Here is a 17,060-nt window from a genome sequence, read left to right as displayed (position 1 = left end):
CTCACTGAAGCTTTAGTTGTTTTGCCTGGCTGGTGCCAGCTTGGCATGGGTGAAACGTATTTGAAACATGCTCTGGCCTCATCGTCGGCAACAAAAAAGGCCCCGAAGGGCCCTTTCGCTACCGCGCTTCCTGGGCTTATTGACCCGGGATGTCCTTGCGCAGTTTCACTGGATCGTGCTCCTTGCCCTTCTTGCGTGCCATCGCCGTGCGCATGCGGATGTTGATCGCCTCCACCGCCAGCGAGAAAGCCATAGCGAAGTAGACGTAGCCTTTCGGCACATGCACATCGAAAGATTCGGCGATCAGCACGGTGCCTACGACGATCAGGAACGAAAGCGCGAGCATCTTCAGCGATGGGTGCTTGTCGATGAAATCGCTGATGGTGCCGGCGCAGAGCATCATCACCAGTACCGCGACGATGATCGCGGCGATCATCACCGGCACGTGGGAGACCATGCCCACCGCGGTGATCACCGAGTCCAGCGAGAACACGATGTCGATGATGGCAATCTGGATGATGGTGTAGAAGAACTTGCCACCTGCCCCTTTCGGCTCGTCGGGGTTCTCGTCCTCGCCTTCCAGGCCGTGGTAGATCTCCTGAGAGCTTTTCCACAGGAGGAACAGGCCGCCGAAGAACAGGATCAGGTCGCGCCCGGAGATACCCTCGCCCAGTACATGGAACAGGTCGTCGGTCAGGCGCATGACCCAGGTGATCGACAGCAGCAGCATGATCCGCGTGACCATGGCCAGGGCCAGGCCGAAGATCCGCGTGCGTGGTTGCATGTGCTTGGGCATGCGGCTGACCAGGATCGAGATCATGATGATGTTGTCGATCCCGAGCACGATCTCAAGCGCGGTGAGGGTAAAAAAGGCAACCCAGATTTCCGGGCTGGTCAGCCATTCCATGTGTATTCCTTCGAGCGGTAAAGGCAAAGCGCCCTGGTGACGGGCGCTTTGCGGTTGGATGAGGCGCTTGTATTACAGACTGCTGAACAGCGGGAAAGTCCCCAGCGCCAGCGCGCCGGCCATTATGCACAGGCATACCAGCACTGCCCACTTGAGGGTGAAGCGCTGGTGATCGCCGAACTCGATGCCGGCCAGGGCCACCAGCAGGTAGGTGGAGGGTACCAGCGGGCTGAGCAGGTGTACCGGTTGCCCGACGATCGACGCACGGGCCATTTCCACCGGGGTGACGCCGTAATGGCTGGCGAACTCCGAGAGTACCGGCAGCACGCCGTAGTAGAAGGCGTCGTTGGACATGAAGAAGGTGAACGGCATGCTGACCAGGGCGGTGATCACCGCCATGTAGGGGCCGAACGCTTCCGGGATTACCGCCAGCAGGCTCTTGGACATGGCATCGACCATGCCGGTACCCGACAGGATGCCGGTGAAAATGCCCGCGGCGAAGATCAGCCCGCTCACGGCCAGCACGCTGGAGGCGTGGGCGGCGATGCGGTCCTTCTGCTGCTGCAGGCACGGGTAGTTGACGATCATGGCGATGCTGAAGGCGATCATGAACAGCACCGGCAGTGGCAGCACGCCGGCGATCAGCGCGACCATCAGCGCGGCGGTCAGGGCGCCGTTGAACCACAGCAGCTTGGGCCTGCGGGCTTCCGGGAACTGCGACACGCTGATTTCGCTGTGGTCGAGGTCGTCGGTCGGCAGGTGCAGTTCACCGAGGCGGGCACGTTCACGCAGGCCATACCAGTAGGCGATGGCCAGGATCGCCACCACGCCGAATGCCATGGCCGGAATCATCGGCACGAAGATGTCCGAAGGGTCAACGTGCAAGGCGCTGGCGGCGCGCGCCGTCGGCCCTCCCCATGGGGTCATGTTCATCACCCCGCCGGCGAGGATGATCAGGCCAGCCATGATTCGCGGGCTCATCCCCAGGCGGCTGTACATCGGCAGCATGGCGGCGCAGCAGATCATGTAGGTGGTGGCGCCGTCCCCGTCCAGGGACACCACCAGGGCCAGCACCGCGGTGCCGATCGAGACTTTCAGCGGGTCGCCCTTGACCAGCTTGAGGATCTTGCGCACGGCCGGGTCGAACAGGCCGGAGTCGATCATCAGGGCGAAGTAGAGAATGGCGAACATCAGCATCACGCCAGTGGGCGCGAGCTTGCTGATGCCCTGCAGCATCATCGGGCCGATGTCGCTGTAGAAGCCGCCGAACAGGGCGAACAAAATCGGTACCAGGATCAGCGCGATCAAGGCCGACAGGCGCTTGGTCATTATCAGGTACATGAAGGTGATGACCATGGCGAAGCCGAGGAAGGTCAGCATGGCGGTACTCCAGGCGTGGCGCGGCGAAAGGAAGGACGATTCGGGCGGATCAGCGCGTCAGGCGCTGCGCGAGGAGCTGGCGGAGGGGGACTGCGAAAAGGCGGGCACAGGAAAACATCAGAATCACCATTGTTGTTGTTGATTGGGCCGGGGCGCGGAAGTTTCCGGGTGCCCTGGCTGGCCGGTCTGCTGCCGGTGGTGGCGCTATCCTATGTGGGCAAGCTTTCAGCCAGCTTTCGGCTGGTGCCAGGCGACGGGAGGTCGTTTCGATGGTGGATGTCGAAGAAGGCGGGTGCCATTGCGGTGCCCTGCGTTATCGCTTGTCGGGCGCCCTGGGCGATGTCGCCCATTGCCATTGCTCGATCTGCCGGCGGGTCAGCGGGGGCATTCTGGTAACCTGGGTCACCCTGCCCTTCAAGGCTTTCCAGTGGCTGGCGGGCTCACCGCAGCGCTACATGGCGCCGGAAACCTGCAGTCGGTACTTCTGTGGCAGTTGCGGGGCGCACGTGGCACTGGTGACGGCCCATAGCCCGGATTCGATCGACGTAACCGTGGCGACGCTGGATCACCCGGAGCGGGTGCCGGCCAATCGGCATATCTGGGTGGGGAGCCGCTTGCCGTGGTTGCAGGTGGATCAAGGGTTGCCGGAGGAAGACGAGGAAAACCTGTAGGGCATTGTGCTGCCTCTTCTGGCCCTATCGCCATGTACTAGGGCAGCTGCAACCCCCCGGCCGCCTTGTGCAACGCCCGAAGGTGCTCGCCCACCTGCTTGATATTGGCCTCCACGGCTTTGATCTCCCTGCCCCGCTCGGGCCCCAGCAGCGCCCTCACCTGCTGGTCGAGGTCGGTACTCAGGCGCAGCAGCTGCGCCTGGCGCTCGCTGCTCACCTGCTCCAGTTGCTTGCGCTCGTCCGGCTGCGGCAGGCCGTAGCCCCCTGCCCCGAGCAACTCCGCCGGGCGGCTGAGGAAGCCGCTGTTGGCCAGCATCGCCTGCAAGGTTTCGTTGGCTTTGTCGAAGCTGCCGTCCTTGAGCGCCCGCCCGTTCAGGTAGCGTTGCTTGACCTCATCCTGGGCCAGCAGCAGCTGGCGCCGTAGCCCGGCCTGTTCGAGCAGCAGCAAGGCCGCGCTGGTGCGCAGGTCGGCGCGGTCGAACCACTGGCGGCGCTGCTCGGCGTCCAGCGCCAACCAGCCTTCCACCGTCGTCTGTTTGATTGGTAGCTGCTTGCGCAGTACCTCGAACATCGCCTGGTAGCGGTCGCGGTAAGAGTCGAAGCGATAGCCCAGGCGCAGCGCTTCGCGTGGGTCGTCGAGCACGCTGGTATCAGCCAGTCCCCTGCCCTTCATGACCTCGAGCAGCCCGTTGGGCATGATGCTGTCCAGGTCGTTCAGGCGTGCATTACCGGTGCCGCTGCGCAGCAGCTTGAGCGACTCCACGGCGCAGTTGTTGGACAGGAAGTAGTAGTTGCCGTCGTAGCTCCAGTGCATCTCCGCGGCCTGGCGCACCAGGTTTTCGATCTCGGCGCGGCTGAGCCTGAGCGGCACCGAGGCCAGGCTGCGCAGCTCGGTCTTGGTGTACTCGTCGATCACCTGCCCCAACGGCAGCACGAACAGCCTCGACGGGTAGGCGCCGACCAGGCCGTCCCAGCTGGACAGCTGCACATCGTTGACGAAGGCGCGGTATGACAGCACCAGGCTCTGGTCGAGGTCCAGGCGACAGGCCGGCCCGCGTGGGCGACCCGGGGCGCAGATCACCAGGCGCAGCATGCTGTGGCCCCAGCGGCTGACCCAATTCTGGTTGGCTTCGGCCAGCAGGTAGTCGACCTCGTAGACCCGCTCCGGGTCGATCTCACCCAAGGGTTGGCGGGCGAAGTCGTTGCCGGCGTTGAGGAACGGCAGGCCCTTGGCGCAGGCATCTTGTTGCGGCGCCCAGTCGAAGTGGTCGCGCAGGTACTGGTTCAGCGCCGGGCGGCGACAGGCGTAGCTGGGGTCGAGGAGGAAGTACTCCATGTTGACCGCGACAAACTCCTTCGGGCTGCTCAGCTCGTAGGGATCCGGGCTGCGCACCAGCTGGCCATTGTGCTGCTCGCGCTCGCCGCGCCGGCCGACGTACTGCGGCCAGCCGGCCAGGTCCAGCAGGCGCGGGTCGTCGCTCAAGGTGAAGCGGCGTTCGGCCTGGCCGCGACAGTCCTGCGGCAGGCCGACCTTGCCAAGCGCGCCCTGCTGGCGCTTGCAGCGGCTGATCAGCTGGCGTTCGGCCTGCGGCCACAGGCGGGCGCGGTCATAGATATGGGTCAGCTCGTGGAGCACGGTGGCGAGCAGTTCTTCGCGGACCGTGCCATGGGGGCGGTTGGTCTTCTCGCGGGCGGCGCTGCCGTCTACGAGGCCCGGCAGCAGGCGCCGGTTGAGATCAAGGCTGGCGACCGGCGAAGCCTGGCCGTAGGCATCCTCGGGCATGCGCGAGGTCCAGCTGACCAGGATCTGCCGGTCGAGCTGCTGCTTGAAACGCGGTGGCAGCTTCGCCATGGCTTCGTCGAGCAGCAGTTGGCTGGCCTGCTGTTGCGAAGGGTCGAGGCCGTCGGTCTGCAGCACCAGCTGCAGATCGGCCAGGGCGGGCGTGCCAAGCAGCGTCAGGGCGCAGCCCAGCAGCCAGGCACGCATGCGCTTCACAGGGCGAGGATGGCTTCGGCCAGTACCTGGTCGCTGGCGTCGCGGGCTTCGGGCACGCGGGCGCGCAGGGTGTCGAAGGCGGCTTCGAGCTGCGCGCCGCGGATGTCGCCATTGCTGGCTACGAAGCTGGCGGCGTCGTCGTGGGCTTCACGCACCAATTTCGAATCACGGATCGAGGTGGTGGTGTCGGAGGTGAAGTCGATCGACCGGCCAAAGGCGCGGACGATGATATTGCTGGTGGCCACCAGGGTGTGTGCCTGGGCCAAGTCGGCTAGCAGCAGCATACCGAGGGTGGCGGCGATCAGCGGTTTACGCATGGAGCATCTCCGGAAATACAAGGGAGCGGGTGTAGTTATTGGACGAGTATCGCCTCGGCCAGTTCACGGTCGCCGACAGAGTATCGGGCGCAGCCGTGGCGCAGGGCGTCGAACGCCGCCTCGAGGCGCGCGCCACGGATCAGGCCGTCGCTGGCGACGAACACGGCGGCATCGTCACGGGCCGCGACGATCCGTTTGCGGTCGAAGGGGGCGGCCGTCACCTGGCTGGTGACGTAGCCCGTGATGACCAGGCTCTGGGTGGTGGCATCCATCGCATGGGCGCTGTTCATACAGGTCAGGGCGACAAGGGAAAGCAATAGGTAACGCATGGGCTTTGAAGTGGCGATTGTCTCGGGCTGCGAAGGCTACCCCGGATGCACGGTTCGGGGCCAGTGAATCCGGGGCAAGGGCAGGGTCAGATGGCGAGGATGGCGCGGGCCAGCTGCGCATCGCTGGCTTGCAGGGCCGGCAGCTGCTGGCGGATGTGCACGAATGCGCTTTCCAGCTTGGCGCCGCGGATGGCGCCATCGCTACCGACGAAGCTGGCGGCATCGTCACGGGCGGCCTTGACGATCTTGTCGTCGCGGAACGAGGAGGAGATATCGGACGTGGCGTCGGTCGAGGCGGCTACGGCGCCGACGACGGCGTCGGTGGTGACGACGAAGCTGGTGGCGTTTGCGGCACCGGCGAGGGACAGCAGCAAGGCGGCGCCAATCAGGTGATAACGGGGCATGTTGGTGGACTCCTGCACAGGGTCAAGGGTGGTTCTGGTTATCGGACGCTCGCTTGGCTCGTCACGGTACTTTATATGCCAGGCGCGTAAGACAAGCGTAACACGCGGCGGTTCTGACGCCTGGGCGCGAAAAACAGATCAAATCGTAACTGTATCTATAGAATTTGAGTTCTATAAAACTGTTACGCTTGCGTGCACAAGTGCTCTACTGCGCGGCTTAAAACAAAAAACCCGCCGCAGTTGCCTGCGGCGGGTTCTTGAGAATTCACGGTGCCGGCCTGGGCCGGCGGCCGGCGCTTAGCGCCAGAAAGGCTTGCTCAGCTCTTCGTAGCGCTGCGACTCGCTGATACCGGCATCGGCCAGCAGGCGGGAGTCCAGGCGCGCCAGCTGGCGGCGGCTGGCCATGCGGCGCTGCCACAGTACCAGGGTGGACAGGACGCGCAGCGGCAGGGCGGCGTTGGAAGCTTGGGCGTTTTCAAAAACCAGGTCGGAACTGAGGGTACGTTCCATGATGTGTCATCCTTCCGCTTGTGGCGGCATTAGGGAGTGATTTAACTGGTGCCCATCTTCCTCCTCTCTCGTCCAGAACAGTAGGTACAGTTCAGGTGTATTGTGATGGGCCAGTTAACTGTTGAAAGCGACTGTTGCACCGGTTATTGAGGGAACTGTACTGGTGCGCACTTTTTTGGTGCGGTTTTGTGGTGTCGGCAGGGAAATGGTCGGCAGGAAGTGAGGTATATAGCAGTACAGTAGTACAGTTTTTGATGGGTGCTGGGTTCAAAGTGTTCAGCGATACAGTTGCGGCGCTTGTGATATCGAGCGCCGCCCGCGCGGCTATGGCGCGCGCAGCGGCTTCGGGTGTATCAGACCGACAATGCTGCCCGCCGTGCACGCTCAGCCTTGCCCAGCAGCCGCTTCATCCGCCATTCGAAGCCGAACGTCAGCGCCACCGCCGCGCAGGCCAGACCCAGGGCCAGCCCCCACCAGATACCCTGTGCACCGCCACCGAAGGTGAAGGCGAATAGCCAGGCACTTGGCGCACCCACAAGCCAGTAGCACACCAGGCCAATCAGGAACGTGGTCTTGGCGTCCTTCAGCCCGCGGATCGAACCCATGGCAATGGTCTGCACGCCATCGAACAGTTCGAACCACGCCGCCACCATCACCAATTGCACTGCCAGCATGAAGATAGCGGCGAAGGCCGGGTCGTTGCGGTCGATGAACAGCCCGACCAGGGCATCCGGCAGCAACCAGAACAGTGCGGCGAAGGCGAACATCAGCGATGCGCCAAAGCCAATGCCCACGCGCCCGGCGCTACGGGCCGCCAGCAAGTTGCCGGCGCCGTAGTAAAGGCCAACGCGCATGGTCACCGCATAGGAAAGGCCCGTCGGCACCATGAATGCGGTGGAGACGATCTGCAGGGCGATCTGGTGCGCCGCCAGCTCCGTGCTGCCAAGCACGCCCATGCACAGGGCGGCAAAGGCGAACAAGCCCACTTCGACCATATAGGTGCCGCCGATCGGCAGGCCCAGCCGCCACAGCTCGCGCAGTGCCGGCAGGGAAGGGCGCAGCAGGCCCTTGCGCAGCGGGTAGGCGGCATAGGCCTTGTGCAAGCGGATATAAAGTGCGAGCGCGATAGCCATGCCCAGGGTCACCACCGCCGTGACCAGGCCGATCCCCATCAGGCCCAGCTTGGGCAGGCCGAACATGCCCTCGATCAGGGCGTGGTTGAACAGGTAGTTGAACACCGTGCCCACCAGGCTGATGACCATCACCGGTGTGGAGTGGCCCAGGGCGCTGGTAAAACCGCGCAGGGCCATGAACGTCATGTAGCCGGGCAGGGCAAGCGGCAGCAGGGTCAGCAACTGCATCGCCGAGTCGACGTTCTCCGGTTTCTGGCCGAACAGCAGTAGCACCGGCTTGAGGTTCCACATCACCAGCGCCGAGACCAGCGCCAGGCCCCAGGCCAGCCACAGGCCGCTCTGCGCCAGGCGGGTGACGCCCTCGATGTCGTTGGCGCCCTTGCGGATGGCCACCAGCGTGCCGACCGCGGCGATCACGCCCAGGCAGAAGATCGACACGAACGAATAGCTTGCCGCGCCCAGGCCGCCACCGGCCAGGGCCTGCGGGCTGATGCGGGCCATCATCAGGGTGTCGGTGAGCACCATTAGCATGTGCGCCAACTGCGAGGCGATCAGCGGCCCGGCCAGGCGCAGCAAAGCCTTGAGTTCGGTGGTGGGCGCGACGTGCATGGGGGCGGTCCTTGTTGGTGATTCTGGAAGCGAGCCGTCGATTCTGAGGCTTCGGTCAGCTTTGCACAAAAGGATAAATGCGATCAGTGTCATGAGTATGGCTCATGCCTGTATGATCCTCTGCACCGGCCCAGCTCCCGTATGACAGGTGCATCATGATCCGCCAACTGCCTCCGCTCTATGCGCTGCGCGCATTTGAAGCCGCTGCTCGGCTGAGCTCGTTTACCCGTGCCGGCGAAGAGCTGGCGATTACCCAGAGCGCGGTCAGCCGGCATATCCGCACCCTGGAGGAGCATTTCGCCTGCCGCCTGTTCGTGCGCAATGGTCGCAGCCTGCAGCTGACCGAAGCCGCGCGCATGTTGCTGCCCGGTGTGCGTGATGGTTTTGCTTCCCTGGAGCGGGCCTGCGAAACCTTGCGCGGTGAAGATGACATCCTGCGCATGAAAGCCCCCTCGACCCTGACCATGCGCTGGCTGCTGGCGCGCCTGAGTCGCTTCCGCCATCTGCAGCCGGGCAACGAGGTGCAACTGACCAGCGCCTGGATGGATGTCGACCATGTCGACTTCAACCAGGAGCCGTTCGACTGCGCGGTGCTGCTCAGTGATGGCAGCTTCCCGGCGGACTGGGAAGTGCGCCGGTTGTTTTCCGAGTTGCTGATTCCGGTGGGTGCTCCGGACCTGCTTGATGAAGCGCCCTGGGACGAACGGCGCCTGGCCGGCATCGAGTTGCTGCACCCCACACCGGACAAGCGCGACTGGCGGGCCTGGCTGGCGCGCATGGGCCTGACCGACAAGGTCTCGCTCAAGGGCGGGCAGGTGTTCGACACCTTGGAGCTGGGCATGATCGCCGCCGCGCGGGGCTACGGGATCTCCATGGGCGACCTGCTGATGGTGGCCGAGGATGTGGCGCAGCGGCGGTTGAGCCTGCCCTGGCCGACCGCGGTGGCCAGTGGCATGGACTACTACCTGGTGTGGCCACGGACCCGGCCGGGCGGGGAGCGCTTGCGCAGGCTCAGCGTATTTCTGCAGGAGGAGGCGGAGGCGATGGATTTGCCGGCTGTGCAGATCCTTTCGCCGCAGGGCTAGCAATGTTCGAAAAGCCACGGAAAGAAAACGTTTGCGAATATCCCGGCCCCACACTCAAGTATTTCCTACAGACGCCGATCAACTTGCACCAGCGTCCCGGAAGAGGACGCGATTCCCCGTTGATAGGAAGCGGGCGGTCAGCGTGATCAGGACGATCCCGGCCTCTTGCCAGGAGCCTTGCCATGTCTCAACCGCGTGCCCGAATCGCCTCGCAGCTCGGGATCGCCCTCGCCATAGTGCTGGCGCTGGTGATCACCGGTAGTACCCTGTTCGCCCTGCGTTCGCTGGACGACGCCAACCTCACCACCCGTCAGGCGCACCTGGCCAGCGAGGCGCGGCTGCTGGCCGACCAGCTCGACACCTTTCATGGCTCGCTCAAGGACAACACCCAGCGTTTGAGCGGCCTGTTCGAGCGCCGGTTCGCCACCGGCCTGGCGCTGCACGCGGGGGAAACGGTCAGCGTCGCAGGCGCCGCGACGCCCGCGTTGTACCTGGGTGATCACCTGCTGAACAACGATTTCCACCAGGTCGACGAGTTCCAGCAGATGACCGCCGGCGTCGCGACCCTGTTCGTGCGCAGCGGCGACGACTTCGTGCGCATCAGCACCAGCCTGACCAAGCAGGACGGCAGCCGCGCCATCGGCACCCAGCTCGACCGCCAGCATCCGGCCTATCCGAAACTGATGGCCGGGCAGACCTACGTCGGCCGCGCCGTGTTGTTCGACCGCAACTACATGACCCGCTACGTGCCGGTGCGCGATGGCAGTGGCCGGGTGATCGCGGTGCTGTTCGTCGGCTTCGACTACACCGACGCGCAGAATGCCCAGTTCGCCAACCTCAAGCGTTTCCGCATTGGCCAGACCGGCTCGCTGGCGTTGCTGGACGAGCAGGGCAAGTGGCTGGTGCCACCGGCCGAGGTGCGTGACGGCGAGGCGGCGGCCCAGGCGATCAAGGCGATCACGCCGGGGGCAGGGCGGTTCTGGAGCAGTGCCGGCGAGCAACTGTTCAGTGTCACCGAGCCGTTCGCCGAAGGCCCTTGGACCGTGGTGGCAAGCATGCCCGAGGGCGAAATCCGCGAAGTGACCTGGAGCGTCGGCCTGCGCCTGGCCATTGGCAGCCTGCTGGCGATGTTGCTGGCCGTGGCCGCGACTCTCTGGCTGCTGCGCCGCAAACTGCGCCCGCTCGGCGACCTGGTGCGCCAGGCAGAGGCTCTGGGTGCCGGCGACCTCAACGCCCGCCTGAGCGTCACCAGCCATGACGAGATCGGCCAGCTCGCCCGCAGCTTCAACCAGATGGGCGATGCGCTGGCGACCATGGTCGAGCATATCCGCAGCGCCTCCGACCAGGTCAGTGGCCGCGCCCGCTCGCTGTCGGGTCTGTCGTCCGGCGCCTGCGAGGGCATGGACCAGCAGTCCGGCGAGATCACCAGCATGGCCGGCGCGGTGGAGGAGTTCAGCGCCACCTCGATGAACATTGCCGACAACATGGCCGGGACCGAGCGCATGGCCCGCGACAACGCCCAACAGACCCGAATCGGTCGCAGCGCCATGGACGAAGCCTCGGTTTCCCTGCGGCAGATCGCCGAAGCACTGGGTGGAACCGCCAGTGTGATGGACACCTTGGGCGCTCGCTCGCAGGAGATCGGCGGCATAGTCGGCGTGATCACCTCGATTGCCGAGCAGACCAACCTGCTGGCGCTTAATGCCGCCATCGAAGCGGCCAGGGCTGGCGAGCAGGGCCGGGGTTTCGCCGTGGTCGCCGACGAGGTGCGCGGCCTGGCCGCGCGCACCCGCCAGGCCACCGACGAGATCTCGGGCATGATCGCCAGCATCCAGCAGCAGACCGGCCATGCCATCAGCACGCTGGAGCAGGGTAACCAGCTGATGCAGGAAGGCCTGGCGCGCAACGACAAGGTGGCCGAAGCCCTGGCGCGCATCGACGAGCAGAGCCGGGTCGCGGGCGAGCAGTTCGCGGTGATCAGCACCGCGACCCAGGAGCAGAGCAGCACCGCGACGGTGCTCAGCCGCAATCTGCAAAGCATCGCCCAGGCCAACAGCGAGCAGCGAGATGTGGCCAATGAGCTGGCCACGACGGCCCGCGAACTGGAAGGTCTGGCGGGGCAGTTGCGCCAGGAAGTGGATCGGTTCCGAGTGGGCCGCTAAGACTTACGCGGCAAGCCTGCTCCCACCGACCCTGTGGGAACGGGCTTGCCCGCGATGACGTTTATAGCGCCGACAGCCCCAACGCCTGCGCACACGCCTGCAACGACCTACGCTCGCTTTGCGCATACAGCGCCAATTCATCCTGCACCTTCAGCCCCAGCGCCTGCTCGAAGGCCTCGCGGTTGGCATTGCTGCCGTAGTCGGCCTGGCCATCATCCCCCAGGTTGGACTGGAAGATCCCCGCCGCACTCACCGGCAGGAAGTCTTCGTACACCAGCGCCTCGTAATGCACATGCCCGGCGTCGATCAGCCCTTGCAGGGTAGTGGGGCGGCCGGGCTGCCCGCGCGCCGCCAGCCCCTTGTCGGTGGCGAAATAGCGGAAGTAGGCCAGCCCTTGTTCGCGCATCTGCCCCAGGTCGTCCGGAAATTCGGCGAAATGCTCGGCGAGCAGGGTCATGTAGCGTTCGGCATTGGCCTCGGCCGGCGCGCCGCCGAGGGCCGCGCGGGTCGCGTCCAGCAGACGGTCGTACAGCTGGCGCCCCTTGGGTGTCAGCGCCGCGCCGCGTTGTTCGATCTCGCCGAAGCGCGCCGTGTGGCTGCCCTGGGCATCGCTGAAAGCGACCTTTTCCTGCAGGGCCTTGAAGCTGGTCTGGCGCAGCAGGATCGGCTGGCGACGGGTGGGCGGCCCCTCGACCACGGCCTTGGGTGGGATGCCCTTGGCCGGCATGCCGAGCTGGATGGCGTCGATGTCCAGGGTGCGCGGGGTCAGGTGGTTGATGTGGGGGCCTTTGAACGCCACCACATCAGCGATCAGGCGGTGTTGGTCGTGCAGTTGCTGGTACTGCTCGGCAGTGACGGTGGCGTCCTGGTGCCAGCGGAATGTGTGCAGCGCTTCCTGGACGAAGGTCTCGGCATCGCTCGCGTTCAGGCCACCATCGCGTTCGCATTGGACGATCAGTTCCAGCACACGGGAGGTGAAGATCTGCCGCTTGTCGAGAATGCCCTGGGCCAGTTTGCGCAGTTGCGGGTTGTGGATAAGTTCCAGGCGCAGCAGCGAAGTGAACACCCGAAACGGGCTGACATGCAGCGACTGCTCATGCACGGCGCGGAACGCGGTGGAATGTACCGGTACGCCGGCCGAGCTCAGGTCGTAGTAGCCGACCGGCGCCATGCCCATGACCGCGAACAGCCGGGCGATGGTGGCGAGCTCCTCGGCGGTGCCCACGCGGATGGCGCCATGGCGCTCCTGGTCGAGGCGTTCGATCTCGCCGGTCCAGCGCAGGGCCTCAGCCACCTTGGGCTGCGCGGCCATGACCTGCCGGTTGGTTTCGCTCACCAGTTCAAGCAGCGTGCCGTACAGGGGGACTTCCTGCTTGTACATGAGCGACATGGCGGCAGAGAACTGCGCACGGATGCTGTCGGGGCTGACGAAATCGTGGGCGGGCATCGCAAGCTTCCTGGGTGAGTGGAGGACACTTACATGAAAGCTGGGAATGGAGATGCCGTACAAGCGAAAAAAAGTGCGGGTTTCATTCCTTTTTTGATCGACCTTGACGACTCCATAGCGGGGCAAGCCCGCTCTCACGATGGCGTCAGTGTTCGCGCCGCTGGATCTGCTCGGCAACCCACTCCACCAACGCCCGCACCTTGGGCACTTCCGCCGCATGTTCGGCATACGCCAGGTAATGCGCGCCATTGCTTTTCATCGCATGGTCCCAGGCCAGCACCAGGGCGCCCTCGGCCAGCTCTTTGGCCACCAGGTAACTGGGCACCAATGCCACCCCGCAGCCGGCCTGCGCCGCGCTCAACGCCATGTAGAAGGTATCGAAGCGCGGCCCATGATAGCTGTTGTCGGTATGCAGCCCTTGCTCCAGGAACCATTCGTGCCATGCCTGCGGTCGCGAGGTGCTCTGCAGCAGCACCAGCTCCGCCACCGCGCCGGCGTCAGGCAGCGTGCGCCCTTGCAACAGCTCCGGCGCGCACACCGGCACCACTTCTTCGCCGAACAGCTCGATGCAGGTCGCCCCGGGCCAGGTGCCTTGGCCATAGAAGAACACCACGTCGGCCGAGCCCTGCAGCAGGGCGAAAGGTTCCATCTCGTTGCGGATGTCCAGGTGCAGGTTGGGGTGGCGCTTGCCGAAGCCCTTGAGGTGCGGGATCAGCCAGCGCACGCCGAAACTCGGTTGAGTGGCTACCTTCAATACTTCGGTCTGCGAGCCGTAGCTCAGGACATAGCGGCTGGACATATCCACCTGGGTGAGGATCTTGTTCACCTCGGCCAGGTACAGGCTGCCGGCCGGCGTCAGTTGCAGGCGGCGGCGGATGCGCAGGAACAGGTGATGGCGCAGCATCTCCTCTAGCTGCGCCACTTGCTTGCTCACCGCGCTCTGCGTCAGGTGCAGTTCCTCGGCGGCGCGGGTGAAGCTCAGGTGACGGGCTGCGGCCTCGAAGCACTGCAGGGCGGTCATGGACGGTACCAGGCGTTTGGACATAAGCGGTCTCGGCGGCTGAAATCATTACCTGGTGGAATGATATGCGGAATAAAGGTCGTTTGTTGCACCCGAGTAATCGGATTAATACTGACCCACGACATTTTCAACCCCTTCACCCGATGTAAGGAGAAGCACGATGGTTGCTGGATTGCTCGAGCGCCTTGGCGTTGCCGCCGCGGCTCACACCCAGGGCGATTACCCTGTCCATACCCCCATCGACGGCAGCCAGATCGCCTCGGTGAAGTTGCTCGGCAAGGCCGACACCGTTGCCCGCATCGACCAGGCGCAACAGGCCTTCGAAGCCTGGCGCAGCGTGCCGGCCCCTCGTCGTGGCGAGCTGGTGCGCCTGTTCGGCGAGGTGCTGCGCGAGCACAAGGCCGACCTCGGCGAGCTGGTGTCCATCGAAGCAGGCAAGATCACCCAGGAAGGCCTGGGCGAAGTGCAGGAAATGATCGATATCTGCGACTTCGCCGTCGGCCTGTCGCGCCAGCTGTACGGCCTGACCATCGCCTCCGAACGTCCGGGCCACCATATGCGCGAAACCTGGCACCCGCTGGGCGTGGTCGGGGTGATCAGCGCCTTCAACTTCCCGGTGGCGGTGTGGGCGTGGAATACCGCGCTGGCGCTGGTGGCGGGTAACGCGGTGGTGTGGAAGCCGTCCGAGAAGACCCCGCTCACCGCGTTGGCGTGCCAGGCGCTGTTCGACAAAGCGCTGAAAGCCTTCGGCGATGCCCCTGCAGGCATAGCGCAACTGGTGATCGGTGGCCGTGACGCCGGCGAAGCTCTGGTCGACGATTCACGCGTGGCCTTGGTCAGTGCCACCGGCAGCACCCGCATGGGCCGCGAAGTGGGCCCCCGTGTGGCGGCGCGTTTCGGCCGCAGCATCCTCGAACTGGGTGGCAACAACGCGATGATCCTGGCTCCGAGCGCTGACCTCGACCTGGCCGTGCGCGGCATCCTGTTCTCTGCCGTGGGCACCGCTGGCCAGCGCTGCACCACCCTGCGCCGGCTGATCGTGCACCGTTCGATCAAGGACGACGTGGTCGCCCGTGTCAAAGCCGCCTACGGCAAGGTGCGCATCGGTGACCCGCGCAAGGACAACCTGGTCGGCCCGCTGATCGACAAGCAGTCGTTCGATGCCATGCAGGGCGCGCTGGCCAAGGCCCGCGACGAAGGTGGGCAGGTATTCGGTGGCGAGCGCCAGCTCGCCGAGCAGTACCCGAACGCCTACTACGTGTCGCCGGCCATTGCCGAGATGCCGGCCCAGAGCGAGGTGGTGCGCCACGAGACCTTCGCGCCGATCCTCTACGTGCTGGCCTACGACGACTTCGAAGAGGCCCTGCGCCTGAACAACGAAGTGCCGCAAGGCCTGTCGTCGTGCATCTTCACCACCGACCTGCGCGAGGCCGAACGTTTCCAGAGCGCCGCGGGCAGCGACTGCGGCATCGCCAACGTCAACATCGGCACCAGCGGCGCGGAGATCGGCGGGGCGTTCGGTGGCGAGAAGGAAACCGGCGGTGGCCGTGAGTCTGGTTCGGATGCCTGGAAAGGCTACATGCGTCGCCAGACCAACACCGTGAACTACTCTCGCGAATTGCCGCTGGCGCAAGGGATCGTGTTCGACTGATGATCGTCGCGGGGGCTTTGCCCCAGTTTCGCCGGCAAGCCGGCTCCCACAGCGACCGCGTCGATCTCTGTGGGAGCCGGCTTGTCGTGGCGACGAACCGCGACGATGGGCCGCAACAAGAATAAAATTTGCTGGAGCCGATCATGTCCGAACTGCGTCAAGAATGCTTGTGGGAACACGTCACCCAGCCGACCGTTGCCGCCCAGGCCCTGGCCGGCCAGCACAAGGCCGATGTCTGCGTGATCGGCGGCGGCATCACCGGCCTGTCGGCGGCCATCCATCTGCTGGAGCAGGGCAAGTCGGTGATCCTGCTGGAGGCCTGGAAGATCGGCCATGGCGGCTCCGGGCGCAACGTCGGCCTGGTCAACGCCGGCACCTGGATCCGCCCCGACGACGTCGAGGCCACCCTCGGGCACAAGCAGGGCGGACGCCTGAACAAGGTGCTCGGCGATGCGCCGGGCGAAGTGTTCGCCATGATCGAGCGCCTGGGTATCGACTGCCAGGCCCGGCACCAGGGCACGCTGCACATGGCACACAATGCCACCGGCATCGCCGACCTCGAAGCCCGCCACCAGCAGTGGACCCGGCGCGGCGCCGACGTCGAGCTGCTGACCGGCGCGCAATGCCAGGAATACTGCGGTACCGACAAGATTTCCGCCGCGCTGCTCGACCGCCGCGCCGGCACCATCAACCCCATGGGTTACACCCAGGGCCTGGCCGCTGCCGTGACCCGGCTGGGCGGCAAGCTGTTCCAGCAGTCCGCGGTCGAAGGCCTGGCGCGCGATGGCGATGCCTGGCGGGTGCGCACAGCACAGGGCGCAGTGCGTGCCGACAAGGTGGTGATCTCCACCGGTGCCTACACCGAAGGCGATTGGAGCAACCTGCAGAAGCACTTCTTCCGCGGCTACTACTACCAGGTCGCTTCCAAGCCGTTGCACGGCGCCGCCGCCGACCAGGTCCTGCCCCATGGCCAAGGCTCGTGGGACACCCGCACGGTGCTCAGCAGCATCCGCCGCGACGAACAGGGCCGGCTGCTGCTCGGCAGCCTCGGCCGGGTCGACAACAAGCCAGCCTGGTTCGTGCGCAGCTGGGCCGACCGCATCCAGAGCCACTACTACCCGGCGCTGGGCAAGGTCGAATGGGAGATGCACTGGACCGGCTGCATCGACTTCACTCCGGACCACCTGATGCGCCTGTTCGAACCGGCGCCGGGGCTGGTGGCGGTCACCGGCTACAACGGGCGGGGCAACACCACCGGGACGGTGATCGGCCGGGCCTTTGCGGAATTTCTGCTCAAGGATGACCCGGACAGCCTGCCGATTCCGTTCTCGCCGATGAGGCCGGTGAGCGCGCCATCGTTGCGCACGGCGTTCTACGAGTCGGGGTTCTCGCTGTATCACGCCGGGCAGTGCCTGCGGGTGGTGCTGTAATTCCTGTT

General features: G+C 65.1%; 15 protein-coding genes and 1 pseudogene. 6 read left to right on the top strand and 10 right to left on the bottom strand.

The window, feature by feature from the left end; genetic code table 11:
* Positions 1–136: 136 nt before the first annotated feature.
* Both BMY03_RS08160 and BMY03_RS08155 read right to left on the bottom strand, forming a co-directional pair.
* Positions 137–907, bottom strand: coding sequence for a TerC family protein (locus BMY03_RS08160; protein WP_023629725.1), 771 nt, complete (start codon positions 905–907; stop codon positions 137–139).
* A 72-nt stretch (positions 908–979) separates the two neighbouring features.
* On the bottom strand, positions 980–2,287 hold the full coding sequence (locus BMY03_RS08155) for a CitMHS family transporter (protein WP_094010781.1): 1,308 nt from the start codon (positions 2,285–2,287) through the stop codon (positions 980–982).
* 269 nt (positions 2,288–2,556) lie between these two features.
* Between BMY03_RS08155 and BMY03_RS08150 the strand changes: the two genes are divergently transcribed.
* Positions 2,557–2,958 (top strand): GFA family protein, encoded by a 402-nt coding sequence (locus BMY03_RS08150; RefSeq protein WP_094010780.1) that lies wholly within the window; start codon positions 2,557–2,559, stop codon positions 2,956–2,958.
* A gap of 37 nt (positions 2,959–2,995) precedes the next feature.
* Here the strand turns inward: BMY03_RS08150 and BMY03_RS08145 are convergent, their stop codons facing one another.
* From BMY03_RS08145 to BMY03_RS08120, 6 genes are all read right to left on the bottom strand, one after another.
* On the bottom strand, positions 2,996–4,954 hold the full coding sequence (locus tag BMY03_RS08145) for a DUF7844 domain-containing protein (RefSeq protein WP_094010779.1): 1,959 nt from the start codon (positions 4,952–4,954) through the stop codon (positions 2,996–2,998).
* Entirely contained in the window at positions 4,951–5,271 is a 321-nt protein-coding gene (locus tag BMY03_RS08140; protein WP_038707122.1) for a DUF2388 domain-containing protein, read from the bottom strand. The genes BMY03_RS08145 and BMY03_RS08140 overlap by 4 nt, the downstream gene beginning before the upstream one ends.
* Before the next feature lie 35 nt (positions 5,272–5,306).
* Positions 5,307–5,600: a DUF2388 domain-containing protein gene (locus BMY03_RS08135; RefSeq protein ID WP_094010778.1), complete on the bottom strand. Its 294-nt coding sequence runs from the start codon at positions 5,598–5,600 to the stop codon at positions 5,307–5,309.
* A gap of 86 nt (positions 5,601–5,686) precedes the next feature.
* A complete protein-coding gene (locus BMY03_RS08130; protein WP_023631742.1) occupies positions 5,687–6,004 on the bottom strand; it encodes a DUF2388 domain-containing protein in 318 nt (105 codons plus the stop codon).
* 297 nt (positions 6,005–6,301) lie between these two features.
* Positions 6,302–6,514, bottom strand: a complete 213-nt coding sequence (locus tag BMY03_RS08125; protein ID WP_011531561.1) for a DUF1127 domain-containing protein — start codon at positions 6,512–6,514, stop codon at positions 6,302–6,304.
* A 353-nt stretch (positions 6,515–6,867) separates the two neighbouring features.
* The gene (locus BMY03_RS08120; protein WP_094010777.1) at positions 6,868–8,256 is read right to left on the bottom strand and encodes a NorM family multidrug efflux MATE transporter; all 1,389 of its coding nucleotides are present in this window, start codon (positions 8,254–8,256) and stop codon (positions 6,868–6,870) included.
* Between the two features lie 155 nt (positions 8,257–8,411).
* Between BMY03_RS08120 and BMY03_RS08115 the strand changes: the two genes are divergently transcribed.
* From BMY03_RS08115 to BMY03_RS26950, 3 genes and pseudogenes are all read left to right on the top strand, one after another.
* Positions 8,412–9,341 carry a LysR substrate-binding domain-containing protein gene (locus BMY03_RS08115; protein WP_038707125.1) on the top strand — a complete coding sequence of 310 codons (930 nt, stop codon included), beginning with the start codon at positions 8,412–8,414 and terminating at the stop codon, positions 9,339–9,341.
* Between the two features lie 182 nt (positions 9,342–9,523).
* Positions 9,524–10,636: pseudogene (locus tag BMY03_RS26955) on the top strand (Cache 3/Cache 2 fusion domain-containing protein); the annotation flags it as partial.
* Positions 10,634–11,503: a methyl-accepting chemotaxis protein gene (locus tag BMY03_RS26950; protein ID WP_371920595.1), complete on the top strand. Its 870-nt coding sequence runs from the start codon at positions 10,634–10,636 to the stop codon at positions 11,501–11,503. The pseudogene BMY03_RS26955 and the gene BMY03_RS26950, both read left to right, overlap by 3 nt.
* Positions 11,504–11,564: 61 nt before the next feature.
* Here the strand turns inward: BMY03_RS26950 and hglS are convergent, their stop codons facing one another.
* Together hglS and BMY03_RS08100 are read right to left on the bottom strand one after the other, a co-directional pair.
* Entirely contained in the window at positions 11,565–12,950 is a 1,386-nt protein-coding gene (hglS, locus tag BMY03_RS08105) for a 2-oxoadipate dioxygenase/decarboxylase HglS (protein WP_094010775.1), read from the bottom strand.
* Positions 12,951–13,095: 145 nt separating this feature from the next.
* Positions 13,096–13,995 (bottom strand): LysR family transcriptional regulator, encoded by a 900-nt coding sequence (locus BMY03_RS08100; protein ID WP_094010774.1) that lies wholly within the window; start codon positions 13,993–13,995, stop codon positions 13,096–13,098.
* 136 nt (positions 13,996–14,131) lie between these two features.
* Here BMY03_RS08100 and amaB point away from each other — a divergent pair, with 136 nt between their 5' ends.
* Positions 14,132–15,622 (top strand): L-piperidine-6-carboxylate dehydrogenase, encoded by a 1,491-nt coding sequence (amaB, locus tag BMY03_RS08095; RefSeq protein ID WP_094010773.1) that lies wholly within the window; start codon positions 14,132–14,134, stop codon positions 15,620–15,622.
* Between the two features lie 143 nt (positions 15,623–15,765).
* A complete protein-coding gene (gene amaA / locus BMY03_RS08090) occupies positions 15,766–17,052 on the top strand; it encodes an L-pipecolate oxidase (RefSeq protein WP_094011054.1) in 1,287 nt (428 codons plus the stop codon).
* Positions 17,053–17,060: the final 8 nt, after the last annotated feature.

The sequence above is a fragment of the Pseudomonas soli genome (assembly GCF_900110655.1).
In the GTDB taxonomy this organism is placed as follows: Bacteria; Pseudomonadota; Gammaproteobacteria; order Pseudomonadales; family Pseudomonadaceae; genus Aquipseudomonas; species Aquipseudomonas soli.
The sequence above is the reverse complement of the archived record's forward strand: the minus strand, read 5'-3'. Positions and strand labels throughout refer to the sequence as shown.